General features: G+C 42.3%; 19 protein-coding genes. 16 read left to right on the top strand and 3 right to left on the bottom strand.

Annotated elements, in window-relative coordinates:
• The first annotated feature begins 66 nt into the window (after positions 1 to 66).
• Complete coding sequence (locus B9Z54_RS21250) at positions 67 to 534, top strand: helix-turn-helix transcriptional regulator (protein WP_113930377.1); 468 nt, start codon at positions 67 to 69, stop codon at positions 532 to 534.
• 127 nt (positions 535 to 661) lie between these two features.
• Here B9Z54_RS21250 and B9Z54_RS21245 read toward each other — a convergent pair whose 3' ends face one another.
• The gene (locus B9Z54_RS21245) at positions 662 to 1,171 is read right to left on the bottom strand and encodes a universal stress protein (RefSeq protein WP_113930376.1); all 510 of its coding nucleotides are present in this window, start codon (positions 1,169 to 1,171) and stop codon (positions 662 to 664) included.
• A 457-nt stretch (positions 1,172 to 1,628) separates the two neighbouring features.
• On the opposite strand from B9Z54_RS21245, the gene B9Z54_RS21240 reads away from it, so the two are divergent.
• From B9Z54_RS21240 to B9Z54_RS21210, 6 genes are all read left to right on the top strand, one after another.
• Positions 1,629 to 2,450, top strand: coding sequence for a P-loop NTPase family protein (locus B9Z54_RS21240; RefSeq protein WP_113930375.1), 822 nt, complete (start codon positions 1,629 to 1,631; stop codon positions 2,448 to 2,450).
• 188 nt (positions 2,451 to 2,638) lie between these two features.
• Positions 2,639 to 3,907, top strand: coding sequence for an MFS transporter (locus B9Z54_RS21235; protein ID WP_113930374.1), 1,269 nt, complete (start codon positions 2,639 to 2,641; stop codon positions 3,905 to 3,907).
• 438 nt (positions 3,908 to 4,345) lie between these two features.
• On the top strand, positions 4,346 to 4,894 hold the full coding sequence (gene sigY / locus B9Z54_RS21225; protein WP_113930372.1) for an RNA polymerase sigma factor SigY: 549 nt from the start codon (positions 4,346 to 4,348) through the stop codon (positions 4,892 to 4,894).
• A complete protein-coding gene (locus B9Z54_RS21220) occupies positions 4,863 to 5,195 on the top strand; it encodes a YxlC family protein (protein WP_113930371.1) in 333 nt (110 codons plus the stop codon). Before sigY ends, B9Z54_RS21220 begins: the two co-directional genes overlap by 32 nt.
• On the top strand, positions 5,192 to 5,407 hold the full coding sequence (locus B9Z54_RS21215) for a sigmaY antisigma factor component (RefSeq protein ID WP_113930370.1): 216 nt from the start codon (positions 5,192 to 5,194) through the stop codon (positions 5,405 to 5,407). Before B9Z54_RS21220 ends, B9Z54_RS21215 begins: the two co-directional genes overlap by 4 nt.
• Complete coding sequence (locus tag B9Z54_RS21210) at positions 5,404 to 5,718, top strand: YbjQ family protein (RefSeq protein ID WP_113930369.1); 315 nt, start codon at positions 5,404 to 5,406, stop codon at positions 5,716 to 5,718. Before B9Z54_RS21215 ends, B9Z54_RS21210 begins: the two co-directional genes overlap by 4 nt.
• A 129-nt stretch (positions 5,719 to 5,847) precedes the next feature.
• Here B9Z54_RS21210 and B9Z54_RS21205 read toward each other — a convergent pair whose 3' ends face one another.
• Complete coding sequence (locus tag B9Z54_RS21205) at positions 5,848 to 6,093, bottom strand: hypothetical protein (protein WP_113930368.1); 246 nt, start codon at positions 6,091 to 6,093, stop codon at positions 5,848 to 5,850.
• A 467-nt stretch (positions 6,094 to 6,560) separates the two neighbouring features.
• Here B9Z54_RS21205 and B9Z54_RS21200 point away from each other — a divergent pair, with 467 nt between their 5' ends.
• From B9Z54_RS21200 to B9Z54_RS21175, 6 genes are all read left to right on the top strand, one after another.
• A complete protein-coding gene (locus B9Z54_RS21200; RefSeq protein WP_113930367.1) occupies positions 6,561 to 8,318 on the top strand; it encodes an ABC transporter ATP-binding protein in 1,758 nt (585 codons plus the stop codon).
• Positions 8,315 to 10,333, top strand: a complete 2,019-nt coding sequence (locus B9Z54_RS21195; RefSeq protein WP_113930366.1) for an ABC transporter ATP-binding protein — start codon at positions 8,315 to 8,317, stop codon at positions 10,331 to 10,333. Before B9Z54_RS21200 ends, B9Z54_RS21195 begins: the two co-directional genes overlap by 4 nt.
• A gap of 138 nt (positions 10,334 to 10,471) precedes the next feature.
• Positions 10,472 to 10,681: a hypothetical protein gene (locus tag B9Z54_RS21190; RefSeq protein WP_113930365.1), complete on the top strand. Its 210-nt coding sequence runs from the start codon at positions 10,472 to 10,474 to the stop codon at positions 10,679 to 10,681.
• A gap of 33 nt (positions 10,682 to 10,714) precedes the next feature.
• Positions 10,715 to 11,527 carry an aminoglycoside adenylyltransferase domain-containing protein gene (locus B9Z54_RS21185; RefSeq protein WP_113930364.1) on the top strand — a complete coding sequence of 271 codons (813 nt, stop codon included), beginning with the start codon at positions 10,715 to 10,717 and terminating at the stop codon, positions 11,525 to 11,527.
• A 191-nt stretch (positions 11,528 to 11,718) separates the two neighbouring features.
• Entirely contained in the window at positions 11,719 to 12,096 is a 378-nt protein-coding gene (locus B9Z54_RS21180) for a hypothetical protein (RefSeq protein WP_113930363.1), read from the top strand.
• Complete coding sequence (locus B9Z54_RS21175) at positions 12,096 to 12,590, top strand: endolytic transglycosylase MltG (RefSeq protein ID WP_240190050.1); 495 nt, start codon at positions 12,096 to 12,098, stop codon at positions 12,588 to 12,590. The genes B9Z54_RS21180 and B9Z54_RS21175 overlap by 1 nt, the downstream gene beginning before the upstream one ends.
• A gap of 381 nt (positions 12,591 to 12,971) precedes the next feature.
• On the opposite strand, the gene B9Z54_RS21170 is transcribed toward B9Z54_RS21175, so the two are convergent.
• Complete coding sequence (locus B9Z54_RS21170) at positions 12,972 to 13,592, bottom strand: NAD(P)-dependent oxidoreductase (protein WP_113930361.1); 621 nt, start codon at positions 13,590 to 13,592, stop codon at positions 12,972 to 12,974.
• A gap of 374 nt (positions 13,593 to 13,966) precedes the next feature.
• On the opposite strand from B9Z54_RS21170, the gene B9Z54_RS21165 reads away from it, so the two are divergent.
• The 3 genes from B9Z54_RS21165 to B9Z54_RS21155 are packed head-to-tail and all read left to right on the top strand — an operon-like array spanning position 13,967 to position 16,231.
• Positions 13,967 to 14,791: an amino acid ABC transporter substrate-binding protein gene (locus B9Z54_RS21165; protein WP_113930360.1), complete on the top strand. Its 825-nt coding sequence runs from the start codon at positions 13,967 to 13,969 to the stop codon at positions 14,789 to 14,791.
• Positions 14,775 to 15,479 (top strand): amino acid ABC transporter permease, encoded by a 705-nt coding sequence (locus B9Z54_RS21160; RefSeq protein WP_113930359.1) that lies wholly within the window; start codon positions 14,775 to 14,777, stop codon positions 15,477 to 15,479. Before B9Z54_RS21165 ends, B9Z54_RS21160 begins: the two co-directional genes overlap by 17 nt.
• Positions 15,480 to 15,496: 17 nt before the next feature.
• Complete coding sequence (locus tag B9Z54_RS21155) at positions 15,497 to 16,231, top strand: amino acid ABC transporter ATP-binding protein (RefSeq protein ID WP_113930358.1); 735 nt, start codon at positions 15,497 to 15,499, stop codon at positions 16,229 to 16,231.
• Positions 16,232 to 17,457 lie beyond the last annotated feature (1,226 nt).

Genomic DNA, 17,457 nt, shown 5'->3' with positions numbered 1-17,457 from the left:
GAATTGGTCATGCCTGATTTATTGTTGTAAAATTACACTAAAGAATGGCTGGAAAGTGGGTGTGTGATGACAAAAGAAGAATTGATTCTGCTGGTTTCTGAAAAATTAAAAGTAATCCGTGCAGAAGCCGGATATACTCAGGATCGGATGGCATCTGTCATTGGTGTATCCAAGAAAACCCTCGTGCAAATCGAAAAAGGCAGGCTGGTTGCCGGATGGACCACAATAGTTGCGGTTTGTGCGCTTTTTCGGAGCAGTGAGACTTTGATGAATTCTTTTGGAGGTGACCCTCTAGAAGTCATCGAGGTGGTTGCCAGGGAAGATATTGATTACCGAAAAGAAAAAACCCTGGGAGGTAAAATATGGTGGAAGGAAGTCAATAAAGACGGGGGCTACATCCTTCAGCAAAATATCATCAGCAACCATTATCGAATTTTGGATGAAGATTACTATCGTATTTACAGCACCTTTGATGGCAAATTGGCAAAGACCCGTATGAATGAACTGCTTGCCCAGAAGGATCATGACATGTAAAAAAGGCTGTCTCTAAAGAAGGGTAGTACCATAACTGCCCCGTAATGAAGAAATGTTCGACCCTTCATTACGGTAAGCGTTTTTGCAGTTATCCCCAGATGAGACAGCCTTTTCTTATTGAATTTAGTTATTTTACGATTAAGATACTGCTGGCGCAATTATGTGAAACTTTTTCACTGACGCTTCCAAGGAACCATTTTTTTATGCCGGTTTTGCTGCTGCTGCCTACAACAATGATATCCACCTCATGGTCATTTGCATAGCTGCAAATACTTTCAGCCTCAGAACCTGTCAGTAATTCATAATTAGCATGAATGCCTCTTGATTCGAGATTTTCCCTTACAGATTGAAACACATCCGCGTTTTTCGTCTTTTTGATAGGGTGGCGGTCTTCAAACTTATTATCATAACTATGCGGCAGGTTCTGTGCATCAAGAGAACCCAGGCCTGTGTGTGTGACATCCAGTGACTGGGTAAAATGTTCCGTCCCCTGTTCCTCTGTATAATCTCTTTTGTCCGTGACATGAACCACTGTGAGATTTGCCTCTTTATTATGGGCGAGCAATTCCACTGATTTTTCAAGTGCCTTCTTACTGCCGTCTGTATTGTCGTATGCAAGCAAAATATTTTTAAACATCCGCTTTCACCTCTATTGGAAAGTATAGTATTTATTTGCGGCCAAGCATACCTTGACTAAAAAACCTTGCACCACCATAGAATCCAAAAAGGAATGATGGCCTACATTCATAGCTGCTCCATCATTCCCTGAGAAAAAATTTAGATTAATGCAAGAATCGCACCGATTACTACAATAGCTCCGATGATCATAAGAATTGTACGGATCATGAAAAACTCACCTCGACTTTAGTTAAATAAGATAATAAAGTAATTTTTATATTTGCATTTAATTTAGTAGTACCCCCCACAGATTTTCCTTAAACATTGTAAATCCCTGTAAACCAGCAGTCCTTTAGTGCTTCACCGCGCCATAAGGAACTGTCCCTTTCACTGCTTTAAAGCGTCAAATTATGAGAAAGAAGGGATTGTTCGTTAGATGAAAGAATATAGTTAAGGTTGTATGGAGGGGGTAGAGCATGAAACTGATTCTGGTAGAAGGAATTCCGGGAGCGGGGAAGACCACCGCTTGCGGATACATAGGAAAGAAGCTAAAGGAAGGAGGCAGCCAAGCAAGAGTATATTTGGAGGGAGACCTTGATCATCCGGCTGATTACGAAGGGACGGCCTTTGTCTCTTCTGAGCAGCTGGGAGTGCTTTTAATAAAATTTCCTGAACTGAAAGAGAAGCATGCTTTTCAACAACATACAGGAATTTACGAAGGCGTACTGATCCCTTATTATAAATTGTCGCAAACAGGGCAGCTGTCTAGGGAGGCTGCAGAGGAACTTTCTAAATATGATGTCTATGAAATGCCGCCAGAGGTCTACAAAGAATTAATTTTGGAGAAATGGAAGGCATTTGCAGAGAAAGTACTTTCAGAAAGATGCACAGTAGTGGCGGATTGCTGCTTTTTGCAAAATCCTTTAACTATGCTGATGGTGAAATATAACGAATCCTATCATTCCATCAAGGATTTCATAACAGAGATTGAGAAGATCATTCTTAGTTTGAACCCCATATTGATTTATCTGGAGCCGCTTTCTGTACAGGAAGTGATAGAAGATGTAAAAAAGAAGAGGTCCCCGGAATGGTTCACCCATATCACTCAATATTATACAGAGCAGGAATACGGAAAGGCCCATTCGCTGCCGGGGGGAATGGAGGGAGTGCTGCTGCTTCTTGAAGAGAGGGTCAGGCTGGAGAAACAAATGATATCCCTTCTTGAAATGAAGCGTGCAGTCATCCCTGTTTCTGTGAAAAACAGAAGAATCGAAGAAATGCTGGCTGAAAACTTATAGCAGCCGGAGGCCTTGCCATAGTGTTAGACCAAGCTTTCAGATTACCACGATGGCAGAATAGTAAAATCGGAGGCGTAAATCCACTCAGCCTCCAGACGGAGAAAGAAACCATCACAAGTCTCTGAACAATATCCCTCCGTTTTCTTACAATTATGGTAAGTCAAATAGTTGGATGGGAGAATTCAAGAATGAAAAAATTCAAGGAAATATTTCAGAATCCTATATTCACCAAATTGTTTTTCGCCAATTTCACTTCCCACATGGGAAGCATAATTGGACTAACAGCTTTTATGTTTTATCTTCTGGACCGTTTTTCAGATCAGCCGGTTTATGCTTCTATAACAGAAATGATGTATTCCATCCCGACCTTAGCCGTGTTTTTCCTGGTTGGAGTTCTGGCTGACAGGATGGACAGGAAGAAGATCGCCTATTACTGCGATACCGTCAGCGTGTTCTTGTCTTTGGTCCTTTTAGGAGCAATCTTCATTGGCTGGATGCCTTTTATCTTCTTTATTCTGTTCTTAAGAAGCGCGGTACAGAAATTCTTTTTCCCTGCTGAACAGGGGATCTTGCAGGGAATCCTCTCGAAGGATGATTATTCAACCGCAGCCGGGCTCAATCAGATGGTCATGAGCCTGTTCATGCTTCTCGGAAATGGCATCGCCATCTTGATTTACTGGCTCGCTGGAATTTATGGAGCTGTAGTAGTGGATGCCATCAGTTTCCTCATAAGCGCCATCTTAATAAAAAAATGCCAAGTGCCAGTCGAAGCAAGGTTACCAAATGGTCCCCATAAGATTAAGGACCTCAGCTGGTCTTTCATCATGAAGGACTTTAAGCTGGGAATGGTTTATATTTTTAATCACAAGCTTTTAATGAGTCTCATCGGCGGTTTCTTTGTTTTCGGTGTTGTAAATGGGGGATTCTCTGTCATGCCGATCTTTATCTTGAAGTATAAACTTGCGCCGGAAACCTACGAAGAATATTCCATCCTCCTTGGAATTGCTTTTGGTGCAGGAATTCTCATAGGAAGTGTTATTGCCTCCATGATGACTCAAAAGTTCAAGTTTCACCATTTAATTGTCGCTGGTCTTACAATCTCGGGAAGTTTCATCATTCTTTCTTCTTTTGCCACTTCCACTTGGGTGTTCTTATCCGTCATTTTCTTGGCTGCCCTGGGGCTTCCGCTCGTGAATATCGCGATCGGCGGCTGGATGCCCAGCATAATCGAACCGAAGATGATGGGCCGTGTACAAGGATGGATCAGCCCGATTATGATGCTGTCCCAAACCATAACACTGGGCTTCATTGCTTTCAGTTTCCCTGCCATACTAAGCATCGAAATGCTGTATTGGATAGTGGGCGGATCATTGATGCTGGTTGGAGTATTTTACACAATCATCCTTCCAAAATTCATGAAGGAATCTGATGAAATTGAGCCTGCGGCAGTCTCATGATATCTAGTATGGAAAAGGACTTCTCTCAGAGGAGTCCTTTTGTGCTGCTTTACATAAATAACTTTGGTATAGAAACGAATTCTGAATTTGTATTGCGGACGAAATGCCTCATAGCAGCAGCGTTTGGTGACATAGTGACATACTTTTCAGCAAGTCACGGTAAAATAGAAAGTGAACTTGGAGGACCTGGTATTATGGAAAACAGTAAAAACTTGTATAAGTTTCTCTGAGGAGAGGGTTAAAGAAAAATAGTAGAGAAGAAAGTGAGTCAGGTGTATCTTTGAGAATACCTAAAATAAAGAAGCAAGAGAACATCCCCTCAATATTAATAAAAACACCACGTCTAAAAAAATCCATAAAAAAATGAACGGAATCCAAAGTAATTCGTCTTATAGATGAATCAGCCCAAAGCTGACCAAAAAGTGAGGAATTTTAAGGATGGAAGAGAAAGAGTTGATAAGAAAAGCAAAAAAAGGAGATCATCAAGCTTTTGCAGTCCTTTTCAAAGACAATTATCCTTTCCTTGTAAAATATTTAGTGAAGGTTACAATGAATCGCGATCTTGCCGAGGAACTTGCTCAGGATACCATGGCAAAATGTGTGGAAAAAATTCATCTTTATAACAATAAATCGAAATTTTCTTCCTGGCTGATAACCATTGCCACGAATCGGTTCATCGATTTACAAAGAAAATGGAAAAAAGAAAGAGACTGGCAGCAGGAAGAAATCAATCTTCGAAAAATGAAGTGGGAGATTCAATCGAGGAATGAAGAGTGGAATGATTTATTGGAGGCCTTATCAAAGCTTTCAGAGGACCTCAGGCTTCCGATTGTGCTGAGGCATTACTATGGATTTTCCTATGAAGAAATTTCAGCAATGGTGTCACTGCCGGAAGGAACGGTAAAGTCCCGGATTCATAATGGGATAAGAAGTCTGCGAAAGGAGTTAAAAATGGATGAAACAAGAAAAAACGAAACAGCCAAATGATTGGGAAGACCTTCATGCCCTTTTTGAAGAAAGCTTTCACGAAATAGACAAAGACATAGAAGAAAATACTCCTTCCGGCCAGTGGTTCGAGCAATTCACCTTAAACCATCAGGAAGCCCTGAAGCGTAAGTATCGAAAAGAATTGACTGTTTTTCTTGTATTGGCTGTCCTGATTATAAGTGTAATTCTGTTTGCCCTATTTGAAAGCCTGCTCCTCTTTGCTGTTATTCAGGGAATCGCCTTTCTTGCAGCTGCTGGCTATGGCGGTGCAGCTTACTACAAGCAGGTGAAGAGAATATGACACAAGAAGAACTTCTGACACTTCTCCTTGTCGCACCGCTTCTCCTGCTGCAAAGTCTGTTCTTGTTTACAGATGCAAGGAAAAGAGGGCATAAGTATTGGTTTTGGGGATTATGGGGGTTGATTCAATGTCCAGTTCCCTTAATATTCTATTTCATCTTCGCAAGAAAAGTCATAAGTAAAAAGAAGAATATAAAGGAGGAGCCAAAATGATCATTGTGACAACAGAAACGGTACCAGGGAAAGAGATCGTAGAGCTGAAGGGATTTGTTAAAGGAAGTACAGTACAGGCTAAGCATATCGGAAAGGATATTATCGCCGGATTGAAGACGATCGTGGGCGGGGAGATAAGTGAATATAGTGAGCTGATGGAGCAGGCAAGGCAGCAGGCGATCGATCGGATGGTCAGTGAAGCCGGACAAAAAGGAGCCAATGCAATTGTAACGGTCCGCTTTGAAACATCTGCGGTGATGCAGAACGCATCTGAAATAATTGCATATGGAACAGCCGTTGTAGTGGCATAACCGGAGAATTTCTGAATATGATTTGTAATGTGCCCGCACCAATAGAAAAGTGAAAGAATAACATGAATAATCCGAAAATGGAATTGACACTAGCTTATACGCGTGGTAATGTTATCAAGTGTTAGAAAATTATTGAAAAAGGAGGGTTTCGTGATGATTATCATTTTGAATTGCACTAAATTCCAATTTAACCAATATAACCACGTAACCTGTCTGGAGACTCATCCAGCCTTTTAAAATGCCTTTCTCTTTTAACCAAAGTTGATACAAGGCACTGGTTACGTCTGTAATCGGTGCCTTTTTATGTCCAAAGACATACTGCATGGCGCGGTATGTCTTTTTTTGTTGTTTAAGAAAGGCTCTTTGCGTAAACATTGTTGCTATTTGATACTAGTTCCTAAAAAGTAACCATATTAAGAGGGGGAAATCTGGGAACACCAAAAAGAAAAGAGCTACTCTTCCCCGATAAGAGATAAAACGCTTAGTATCCGGGGATATCCGAAAGCAACAATATTTGCGAAAACAGCCTTAAGAAATGAAAATAATCGCAAGGCAGCTTTTTTTCTACTTATGGAAATTTGCCTGTCGGAGCTGAGACTGCCGAGGAAGTTATTTCTGTTAAAACGGCCACATTCTTTGTGAAAACAGTCTTGTGAAAACAGTCTTGTGAAAAAAGCGTAAAAGAAAATCCATTAACTCGATGTTAACAGGATTTCCTGTTCACATATATAAAATTTCTGGGAGGAATGAACCAATGTTAAAAGTGAGAATCGAAATGATGATGCCGATTGTGGAGACAGAAGGCGGATAGTGAAGCGAAGGATAAGGAGGACTGATCAAAGATGTTCAGTATTTTAGGGAAATTAAGTTGGTTTTTTAAAGAAAATTGGAAACGGTATACCGTCGCGATTGGCTTATTGACCATCGTCGGGATTCTGGATGTACTGCCTCCTAAACTAGTGGGGATGGCGATAGATGACATCCATATCGGCAAGATGACAATGGATAATCTGAGCAGCTATTTAATCTGGATGGCAGTTATCCTGGTCGTCTCTTACGGTCTCACTTATATTTGGATGTATCAATTATTCGGAGGGGCGTTTCTCGTTGAGAGAAAGCTTCGTTCAAGATTTATGGGGCACTTACTGAAAATGACACCGACATTCTTTGAAAAGAATCGAACGGGAGATTTAATGGCGAGAGCGACGAATGACCTGAAGGCGATTTCCATCACGGCTGGGTTTGGAATCCTTACGTTGATTGATTCCAGTGTATTTATGGTGACCATCCTTTTTACAATGGCCTTTTTTGTCAGTTGGAAACTGACGCTAGCGGCTGTATTGCCGCTGCCGCTTATGGCATGGCTCATGAAGGTTTATGGAGCAAGGATTCACAAGCGGTTTACAGAAGCGCAGGATGCGTTCGGGGATTTGAATGATAAAGTACTCGAATCAGTAGCAGGGGTTCGGGTCATCAGGGCCTATGTTCAGGAGAGGGCGGATGAAGGAAAGTTCGCCGAAATGACAGAGGATGTTTACAACAAAAATATCGAAGTTGCGAAGATTGACTCACTTTTTGAACCGACAATCAAGGTACTGGTCGGCCTGAGTTATTTAATCGGGCTGGGATATGGCGCCTACCTGGTATTTCATCAAACCATTACGCTTGGCCAGCTGGTTTCATTTAATGTATATCTCGGAATGTTGATTTGGCCGATGTTCGCAGTCGGCGAACTGATCAATGTCATGCAAAGGGGTAATGCCTCGCTGGACCGCGTCCAGGAGACATTGAATTATGAGGAAGATGTTAAGAGTCCTGCCCATCCCAAAACGGCAGGGAAACCTGAAACCATCAGCTTTGATGAAGTGAATTTTCAATATCCTTCATCAAAGGTAAAGAATCTAAGCGGGATTACATTGAATCTTCGAAAGGGGCAGACTCTCGGGATCGTCGGAAAAACCGGCAGCGGGAAAACAACCATCATCAAGCAGCTTCTTCGCGAGTACCCGCATGGAGAAGGAAGGCTTGCCATTAATGATATTCCGATTGAAGAGCAGGAGCTGCAGAATGTCCGTGATTGGATTGGTTATGTTCCGCAAGATCATGTCTTATTTTCTAGAACTGTAAAAGAGAACATCTTGTTTGGGCAGCCAGGTGCTTCCGAAGCTCAATTAGAAAAAGCGATTGAACTGGCCGACTTCAAAAAAGATCTCGAAATGCTGCCTGACCGGCTGGCCACTCTTGTCGGAGAAAAAGGGGTTGCACTGTCGGGCGGGCAGAAACAGCGTATATCAATTGCCCGTGCGCTGATTAAAAATCCGGAAATTCTCATTCTGGATGATTCTCTGTCAGCAGTAGATGCCAAAACAGAGGCGAAAATTATCGAGAACATCCGTAAAGAGAGAAGCGGAAAAACCACAATCATTACGACACACAGATTATCGGCTGTAGAACATGCAGACTGGATCGTCGTCCTTGATAATGGTGTCGTAACAGAAGAGGGCAGCCATGAAACACTGCTGTTTAACGATGGCTGGTATAAGGAGCAATACGATCGTCAGCAAATTGAAGAGTCCTCGCTCCAGGAGGTAAAACTATGAGTGTCGGAAAACGATTATCACAATATGCATTAATTTATAAAAAGACCATATTGGCTGCCCTGCTGATGCTGACTGTTTCAGTAGCGGCCGACTTGGCAGGGCCGTTCATCGCCAAGAAGCTTATAGATGAACATATCCTTGGGATTGAAACAACTTGGTACCAAGCTGAAGAAGGCAAAGATGCGGTTGGCTATCAGGGCAGCTGGTATAAGCGGGAAAAATATTTTGCTGAAGATGAGAAGAAAGGAAAGGAGGTCCGGGTCCTTTCTGCTGGCAGGGACTTCTATTTTATTGATGAACCAGTCCTAGAAGAGGGAGAACGGCAATTTGAGGATGGCAAACTCGTCATCACCAGAGGAGAATCGTCGGCTTCCTATGATGCCGAAAAAATCTCGACTTCGCAATTGATCGAATTTTACAGCCCTGAAGTACCGAGGATCATTACCTTGCTTGCCATCTATTTCGGACTTCTTGTTGCGGCTTCCTTTTTTCAATACGGACAGGGGTTTTATCTAAAAAAGGCGGCTAACCGTGTCATCCAAAAAATGAGGTCAGATGTTTTCGGACAGATTCAAAGACTGCCGATTCGTTACTTTGATAATTTACCTGCCGGGAAAGTGGTTGCGCGTATCACCAATGATACAGAGGCCATCAGGGAATTGTATGTGACAGTATTGTCCACGTTCTTTACAAGTGCCATTTATATCACTGGGATTTATATTGCGTTATTCATCCTGGATGTAAAACTTGCAGCTCTATGTCTGTTGCTTCTGCCGATCATAGCAGTGTGGACGATTCTCTACAGAAAATACGCGTCCCACTACAATCATGTCATTCGGGCTAAAGTCAGTGACATAAACGCAATGATCAATGAGTCCATTCAGGGGATGAATATCATTCAAGCGTTCCGCCGTGAACAAAAATCACAGGATGAATTCGAAGAACTGAATGAAACGCACTACAAATACCAAAATAAAATGCTCAGCCTCAATTCGATGACTTCACACAATCTTGTGGGGGTCCTGAGGAACATCACTTTTGTGGTGTTCATTTGGTATTTCGGAGGAAGCGCCATTGGAGCCTCTTCTGTTGTATCACTTGGGGTGCTTTACGCATTTGTGGATTATATCAACAGACTATTCCAGCCAATCACCGGCATTGTGAACCAGCTTGCCAATCTAGAGCAGGCACTTGTGGCAGGTGAGAGGGTCTTTGAACTGCTTGATGAAGAAGGCACTTCCGTGGAGGACAAAAGAATTCAGCGGTATACAGGAAACGTCCTTTTTCATAGTGTTTACTTCGGCTATAAAGAAAATGAGTACGTGCTGAAGGATATCTCTTTTGGAGCAAAGCAGGGAGAGACTGTGGCGCTTGTCGGCCATACCGGTTCAGGGAAGAGTTCCATCATGAATCTGCTCTTCCGCTTCTATGATTGTGATAAAGGTGAGATTTTGATAGATGGGAAAAATATCAAGGAGATTCCTTATCAAACCATTCGGGAACATATGGGAATCGTACTTCAGGATCCGTATCTGTTTACCGGGACGATTGCTTCAAATGTAAGTCTGGATGACCCGAAGATATCAAGGGAAAAGGTAGAGGAGGCGCTGAATGCCGTCGGTGCCCCGAAAGTTTTTCCTAACCTGGAAAACGGTTATGATGAACCTGTCATTGAAAAAGGCAGCACCCTTTCTTCCGGGCAGAGGCAGTTGATTTCTTTTGCGAGGGCATTGGCATTCGATCCGGCGATTCTGATTCTCGATGAAGCCACATCCAGCATTGATACCGAAACCGAAGCGGTGATCCAGGAAGCGATGGAGGTACTGAAAGAAGGGCGAACCACTTTCATTATTGCCCACCGCCTTTCGACGATTAAAAATGCAGATCAAATCATTGTATTGGATAAAGGCACCATCGCAGAAAAAGGCTCGCATGATGAACTGATGGAGCTGAAAGGGCGTTACTATCAAATGTATGAATTGCAGCAAGGAAAGCAGATGGGGCATGCAGGTTAGGGCATAAATTGTTCCGGGGATTAGAATAAAATTGAACGCATTTTAAATGATAGCAGGCAGTTTCTATAAGTTTAAGAAGCCGTAAAAAGAGTGTGTCATTTTTGACATGCTCTTTTCTTTGGCAGGTTCTTTGGTTTAATGATTTTTACCCTCCTTCCCTTTTGCGATGGAGTTGAGCGTAATTTTACATTTTTTAGAAACGAAATTTTTGGGGAAAAGAACGTTATAGATATTGAATTCTGGATAAGAAGATCTAGCGAGGATGGAAGTACAGAATTTTTAATCGAAGTGTTGATTGAAGTTGCAGCAGAAAGCATCACTTTTTTAAAAGGAGATATGTTTAAATAATAAGAAACCCGCAGTAAAGCAGGAGGAACATGGATGGCTTACACACTAGAAACAAGCTCACTTGAAACAAAAGAATTTGTTTTAAAAATAAAAGATAAGATTTCTGAAATAATTAAAGAAAGCTTGATAGGAATCTATCTTCATGGCTCTTTGGCAATGGGAGGTTTCAATCCAAACAGCAGCGATGTGGATGTATTGGTCGTAACAAAGAAATCATTATCTGTTGTAACTAAAAGGAATTTAGCAGAACTGTTTTTGCATTACTCTGCTTCACCATTTCCAATTGAGATCAGTTTCCTTAACGAAGCACAGTTGAAAGACTGGCATCATCCCTGTCCATTTGATTTTCATTATAGTGAGTTCTGGAGAGAGCGGTATGAAAATGATTTGGCGCACGGCACCTTTCAATTTTTAAACAATGAGATAAAGACAGATGCCGATTTAGCAGCGCATATCACGATTCTTAATAATAGAGGAATTTGTTTGTACGGCAAGCCAGTCAATGTTGTTTTTCCGTTAATATCCCAAGCAGACTATCTATCTTCAATCATGGATGACTTTGAAGATTGTATGGAAAACATCGAACGGGACCCCGTCTACTGTACCCTGAACCTCCTCAGAGTTTATTGGTATCTTAAGGAAGGAGTCATTTCATCAAAACAAGAAGGAGGTGAATGGGGACTGTCGATATTCACTGAAGAGATGGCAGGAACGATAAAAAAAGCGGTGGATTGTTATAGCAGAAATAAAAACTCGCATGACTTTGAGAGGCATGAACTTGACTTGTTAAAGAACTATATATCAGACCAGGTTATACGTTTAATGGACGCTCGAGGGACCTCCTGAAAAAGGGGTCCCAATGCCTGTTTTATTCTGAGTACATGTACATACTAGCCCCTAGGTATTAATGATATTGCGATATACTGTCATAAAGGCAGGACCAATGGTGGATTTTGTCGTTTTTTATCCCCGCTCCAGTCTATAACAAGGTATAATCTAGTTTGTATTATAGATTGAAAGTAAGGGAGGAACCTATGATGGGATGGACTTTAGCCATTTTGTTTGGTTCAGCAGTTGTACTGCTAAGTTTGTCGTTTATCAAAGCGGCGCAATCCAAATCATCTCTTGAACAGCAAATTGAACATTCTTCAATTTCATTGATGAATGAGGTTCATGAGCTTCAGAAGCAGATACGGAATATAGAATTAGATGCTGAAATCACAGCAAAGCAATCAGGCGCAATGGAGGCTTCAGCGAAGGAACGGCTCCTGCTGCGTGACATTCTTGATATGCATAAACGAGGATATTCAATTGAAAGCATCTCTTCAAAAGCCGGAATTAAATCTCACGAGGTTGAAATGATGCTTGCTCCATACACGGCAAGGAAGATGGAAAGGAGCATGGCGGCTCAATGATGACTAATACTTTGCGCAGTTTTTCCGCAGGGCTTTTAATTGCTACCTCTACCATAGGGGCAGTTTATCTGTTTGGCCCTTCTACCGCTGAAAGCACGGAAAAAACAGCCGGGACAGTGGAAAAAAAGGTCTTGAGTGAGGATGAAATGATTGAAAAGCTGGTTTCTGGCGGCTTTGTCGTACATACAGAAGAAGAATGGAACAAGCAGTTAGCGGAAGCTTCCAATAATAAGGTTGCTGAGGAAAAGCAAGTTGATAAAGAGAATCAGACAACTGAAGAAAAGGTAGTCTACAGGGCTATCCTGTCTGTATCCATGGGAATGACGAGTATAGATGTCGGAAATGCCCTGGAAAAAGCAAAGATTATTGACGATGGTCTGGAATTCTATAAAGAAGTAGAAAAAAGAGGGCTTGAAAACGAATTAAAACCAGGCACCTTTGAATTCGAAAGCGGAATGTCAATGGAAGAGATCATCTCAACTATCTTTAAATAGGCAAATCTGAGGCTGGGACAAAAGTAGAAAACTAATTGATGCAAGTAGAAATCATCGAAAATAAAACCGCATGAGATCAAGGTTACATACTTGATCTCATGCGGTTCATTTTTGTTATCAGGCTCTTACCTTAAAGATGTTACTTTTTAGATTAGGTTATCCGCCAGTTCCTGATCGCATGCGGATTGGAGCGGAAATCCTTTCTTTATACTCAGACACATTCTTTTGAAAAGAGCTTTTTATAAGGTTTTGTCCCAGCCTCTTTTAATTGGTCATGAGGGAGGGCAGTCTTTACTGCACTACCGCGCTAAGAGGGACTGCCCCTTTTAGCGCGATAGTGTGTTAAAGTGGATTGTCTCGTTTATACATGCAGCGGAGCTATCAATAACTGATTCCGATTCTTGACCTGTAACTATCTTTCTTATGAATCAAGCTATAAGCAAAGTCGGCAGTGTCATAAATGGAAATGCTTTTGCCGTCTTCGGGCAGCATTTCGCTTTCAGTACGAAAAACGCCTGTTCTTTCACCATCAGGAAGATAAGTAGGGCATACGATTGTCCAATTTACTTCAGAGCTTTTTAGCATAAGGTAAGCTCTCAAATGATCCTCAGCCGCGCTTGTGCTCCTTCTTTTTGATTCATTGGTCTGAAACCTGTAGAGAGAAGGAGTTCCTTTGGCCTGAAGAATCCCGGCTGTTCCGATTGTAATGATCCTCGATATTTTATTATTTCTCATCGAATTCAAAATGCCCGGCATGCTTCTGGAAAGGATATCCGTCTTGTCCGTGCCCAGCCCGCTGATTACAACATCACTTTGTGAAAAACAAGAGTCCAGCTCCTTTTCATTCAGAACATTTCCTTCAACGAAAGAGAGGTTAGGGTGTTGGCTTTGCATTTTCTCAGTATTCCTCAACAGTGCATGCACAATATGGCCATCTTTCAATGCATTTTCCATAATGATTGATCCGACTCTGCCGGATGCCCCTAGTAAAGCGATTTTCAAGTATAAAAACCTCCAATAGATTTTAAGTTGCTGTAAAGGATTGCTCTCTTAATGTAATCATGTTTTGTAAGAGAATTATTTCGATTTCTGCTTCAGAACTATCGAGTTCCATGGTGGCTTTCTTGGATTCAGACCGCAATACTGGTTTTCAAAGAGATTCACTTAATGGCTGATCGATTCAATCCGTGCAATCAAAAAGTTTTTCAAAGCTTTTTATTTATTGGGAGCTGCAGCTTAATTATACCGGGCATTAATCTTTTTAGCACTTTTAGTGAAAACTAAAGGATAGAAACATTTATATTGACAGAAAAGGTATTACAATTTATGATAACAATCGTGACTAATAAATCCGATAAGAATAGTGAGGTTTTAAAATGAAAAAATTATCCATGAGTTTATTGTTCTTTTTAGGAGCGGTATTCATGCTTGCAGCTTGCGGTAATAATACAGAAAATGAAGAATCTTCAGGTGCAGGTGATGAAAAGCAGGAACAATCATTATATAAAAAAATCCAGGAAGATGGGGAGTTTCTGATCGGGACAGAAGGTACATACCCGCCATTCACTTTCCATGATGAATCTGGAGAACTGACTGGATTTGATGTAGAGATCGCAAGGGAAGTTGCGAACCGTCTTGGAGTGGAACCGGTATTTCAAGAAACGCAATGGGATGCCATGTTCGAAGGGTTGAATTCAAATCGTTTTGATATGATTGCAAACCAGGTGGGAATCAGGGAAGACCGTCAGGAGAAATATGATTTTTCAATTCCATATATCGAATCTTCAGCAGTCCTGGTTGCCAGCAAAGACAATGAAGAAGTTACGTCATTCGAGGATATCGAAGGATTGACTTCAGCACAATCTCTTACTAGTAATTATAGAGACATTGCCGAAAGTTATGGAGCTGAAATTCAGGGTGTAGACGGTCTTGCACAGGCGATTCAACTGCTTGAACAAGGAAGAGTCGATGTTACCGTCAATGACAAGTTATCGATTCTTGATTACCTTCAAAAACAAAAAAATGCAGGCGTTGAAATTGTCGCAACAGAAGAAGAAGCTGCTCAGAGCGGATTAATGTTCCGCCAAGGGAATGAAGAGCTGGTGGAAGAAGTGAATAAAGCGTTAGAGGAAATGATGGAAGACGGTACGTACGCCGAAATCTCTGATAAATGGTTTGGCGAAGATGTTTCTCCTAGGTAGTATTTTTCAAGACCCTGAACGCATGATGGATATTCTGCAAAGCTCCCTGCTTCCTATGGTGAAGGGAGCTTTGTATTATTCCATTCCTCTAACACTAATATCCTTCGCATGCGGGATGGTCTTAGCTATTGTCACTGCTTTATCAAGGCTGTCGGGCAGCAAGATCCTCAGGGGAATAGCCCGGATCTACGTATCGGCCATAAGAGGGACGCCATTGCTGGTGCAATTATTCATCATTTTTTACGGCTTAGGGAATCTCGGTATTGAAGCTTTGAAATTCGATCCATTCCCATCAGCCGTTATCGCCTTTTCATTAAACGTGGGTGCTTATGCATCTGAAATTGTCAGGGCTGCCATTCAGTCGATTCCAAAAGGACAGTGGGAGGCAGGCTACTCTATAGGAATGACTTACAGCCAGAACCTGAAACGGGTGGTTCTTCCTCAGGCGGCAAGGGTATCCATACCTCCGCTTTCGAATTCTTTCATCAGCCTGGTGAAGGACACCTCATTGGCATCCCTGATTCTGGTTACGGAGTTATTCAGGAAGGCTCAGGAAATCGCGGCGACTACTTATGAATTTCTTCTATTGTATATGGAGGCGGCATTCCTGTATTGGGTCATGTGCTTCATGCTGACACTGGTTCAAGACCGGGTGGAATCCAGACTCGACAGGTATATTGCCAAATAGAGAGAGGGGGAGAATGAATGATCAGCATTAAAGGATTGAAGAAGCGCTTCGGGGAGCTTGAAGTTTTAAAAGGATTTGATGTTGAAGTCGACAAAGGTCAGGTCATCGTATTGATCGGTCCTTCAGGATCTGGAAAAACAACCTTCCTTCGCTGTTTGAACCTTCTCGAAGTACCTGATGAAGGCAAACTTGATATAAGCGGAACAAAAATGGACTTTGGCAAGAAGCTTTCCAAAAAGGAACTACTGGAAATGCGCAGGAAAACGGGTATGGTCTTTCAGAATTATAATCTATTTCCGCACCGGACAGCACTGGAGAATGTCATGGAAGGCCCGGTGGTCGTCCAAGGAAAACCTAAAGAAGAAGTTAAAAAAAAGGCGGTTTCCCTTCTGGAGAAGGTTGGACTGGGGGATAAGATTGATTACTATCCTTACCAGCTTTCCGGGGGACAGCAGCAGCGTGTCGGAATCGCACGTGCACTAGCAATAGAACCTGAGGTTATGTTGTTTGATGAACCAACCTCTGCCCTGGATCCTGAATTAATCGGGGAAGTGCTCAAGGTTATGAAGGACCTTGCTGAAGAGGGAATGACGATGATTGTTGTCACTCACGAAATGAAATTTGCCAAGGAAGTGGCGGATGAAGCCATTTTCATGGACGGCGGATATATAGTTGAGCGTGGCAACCCAAAAGAAATTTTTGAAAATCCTAAAGAAGAACGAACACGCCAGTTCTTGAACTTGATACAGTAACTTATAAAAGCTCAGCCGTTTTCGGTTGGGCTTTCTTTTTTTATTGATGCTGTTTGAGGGGGGCTGTCGGGAAACCTGGTTGTCTAAAGTGAGAGAACAGTTAGAGGTGCTTGTGATTCATGGACGGCAGGCATATCGACTTTAGTTTGAGTTTTATTAAAAGGTATAAACACCTATATAAACAGGTGCTTTAAGAGACAACTTGAGGGATGAAGGTGGGTGATAGGTATACCACCTTGAATAAACATCCCATGGCGTGCTGGGAAGAATATATTCCCGAGCTAGTCTCATGGGTACATGATGGAGGTCGGAAGGTGAAGAAGATGTATCCAAGTCAGCCCCTTGGGTACATGATGTTGGTTGGAAGGAGAAGAAGATGTATCCAAGCAAGCGTCTAGGGTACATGATGGAGGTCGGAAGGTGAAGAAGATGTATCCAAGCAAGCATCTTGGGTACATGATGGAGGTCGGAAGGAGAAGAAGATGTATCCAAGCAAGCGTCTAGGGTACATGATGGAGGTCGGAAGATGAAGAAGGTGTATCCAAGCCAGCCCCTTGGGTACACGATGTAGGTTAGAAGGAGAAGAAGATGTATCCAAGCAAGCCCCTTGGGTACAAGATGGAGGTTGAAGGGGAAGAAGATGTATCCAAGCTAGCACCTTGGGGTACAAGATGGAGGTTGGAAGGTGAAGAAGATCTATCCAAGCCAGCGTCTTGGGTACATGATTGTGGTCGGAAGGTGGAGAAGATGTATCCAAGCCAGCGTCTTGGGTACATGATTGGGGTCGGAAGGTGAAGAAGATGTATCCAAGCAAGCCCCTTGGGTACATGATGGAGGTCGGAAGGAGAAGAAGGTGTATCCAAGCTAGCACCTTGGGTACACGATTGTAGTGGCAAGGAGAAGAAGATGTATCCAAGCCAGCCCCTTGGGTACATGATAGTAGTGGGAAGGAGAAGAAGATGTATCCAAGCTAGCACCTTGGGTACACGATTGTAGTGGCAAGGAGAAGAAGATGTATCCAAGCAAGCCCCTTGGGTACATGATTGTAGTGGGAAGGAGAAGAAGATGTATCCAAGCAAGCGTCTAGGGTACATGATGGTAGGTCGGAAGGGAAGAAGATGTATCCAAGCCAGCGCCTTGGGTACACGATTGTAGTGGCAAGGAGAAGAAGATGTATCCAAGCCAGCGCCTTGGGTACATGATGGTGGTGGCAAGGAGAAGAAGAT

Origin of the sequence: Bacillus sp. P14.5 (assembly GCF_003316765.1) — a bacterium.
Taxonomy (GTDB): Bacteria; Bacillota; Bacilli; order Bacillales; family Bacillaceae_B; genus Rossellomorea.
The sequence above is the reverse complement of the archived record's forward strand: the minus strand, read 5'-3'. Positions and strand labels throughout refer to the sequence as shown.

Coding starts and splice junctions, on each gene's coding strand:
- B9Z54_RS21250 (WP_113930377.1), top strand. CDS start 67: ATGACAAAAGAAGAATTGATTCTGCTGGTTTCTGAAAAATTAAAAGTA.
- B9Z54_RS21245 (WP_113930376.1), bottom strand. CDS start 1,171: ATGTTTAAAAATATTTTGCTTGCATACGACAATACAGACGGCAGTAAG.
- B9Z54_RS21240 (WP_113930375.1), top strand. CDS start 1,629: ATGAAACTGATTCTGGTAGAAGGAATTCCGGGAGCGGGGAAGACCACC.
- B9Z54_RS21235 (WP_113930374.1), top strand. CDS start 2,639: ATGAAAAAATTCAAGGAAATATTTCAGAATCCTATATTCACCAAATTG.
- sigY (WP_113930372.1), top strand. CDS start 4,346: ATGGAAGAGAAAGAGTTGATAAGAAAAGCAAAAAAAGGAGATCATCAA.
- B9Z54_RS21220 (WP_113930371.1), top strand. CDS start 4,863: ATGAAACAAGAAAAAACGAAACAGCCAAATGATTGGGAAGACCTTCAT.
- B9Z54_RS21215 (WP_113930370.1), top strand. CDS start 5,192: ATGACACAAGAAGAACTTCTGACACTTCTCCTTGTCGCACCGCTTCTC.
- B9Z54_RS21210 (WP_113930369.1), top strand. CDS start 5,404: ATGATCATTGTGACAACAGAAACGGTACCAGGGAAAGAGATCGTAGAG.
- B9Z54_RS21205 (WP_113930368.1), bottom strand. CDS start 6,093: ATGTTTACGCAAAGAGCCTTTCTTAAACAACAAAAAAAGACATACCGC.
- B9Z54_RS21200 (WP_113930367.1), top strand. CDS start 6,561: ATGTTCAGTATTTTAGGGAAATTAAGTTGGTTTTTTAAAGAAAATTGG.
- B9Z54_RS21195 (WP_113930366.1), top strand. CDS start 8,315: ATGAGTGTCGGAAAACGATTATCACAATATGCATTAATTTATAAAAAG.
- B9Z54_RS21190 (WP_113930365.1), top strand. CDS start 10,472: ATGATTTTTACCCTCCTTCCCTTTTGCGATGGAGTTGAGCGTAATTTT.
- B9Z54_RS21185 (WP_113930364.1), top strand. CDS start 10,715: ATGGCTTACACACTAGAAACAAGCTCACTTGAAACAAAAGAATTTGTT.
- B9Z54_RS21180 (WP_113930363.1), top strand. CDS start 11,719: ATGGGATGGACTTTAGCCATTTTGTTTGGTTCAGCAGTTGTACTGCTA.
- B9Z54_RS21175 (WP_240190050.1), top strand. CDS start 12,096: ATGACTAATACTTTGCGCAGTTTTTCCGCAGGGCTTTTAATTGCTACC.
- B9Z54_RS21165 (WP_113930360.1), top strand. CDS start 13,967: ATGAAAAAATTATCCATGAGTTTATTGTTCTTTTTAGGAGCGGTATTC.
- B9Z54_RS21160 (WP_113930359.1), top strand. CDS start 14,775: ATGTTTCTCCTAGGTAGTATTTTTCAAGACCCTGAACGCATGATGGAT.
- B9Z54_RS21155 (WP_113930358.1), top strand. CDS start 15,497: ATGATCAGCATTAAAGGATTGAAGAAGCGCTTCGGGGAGCTTGAAGTT.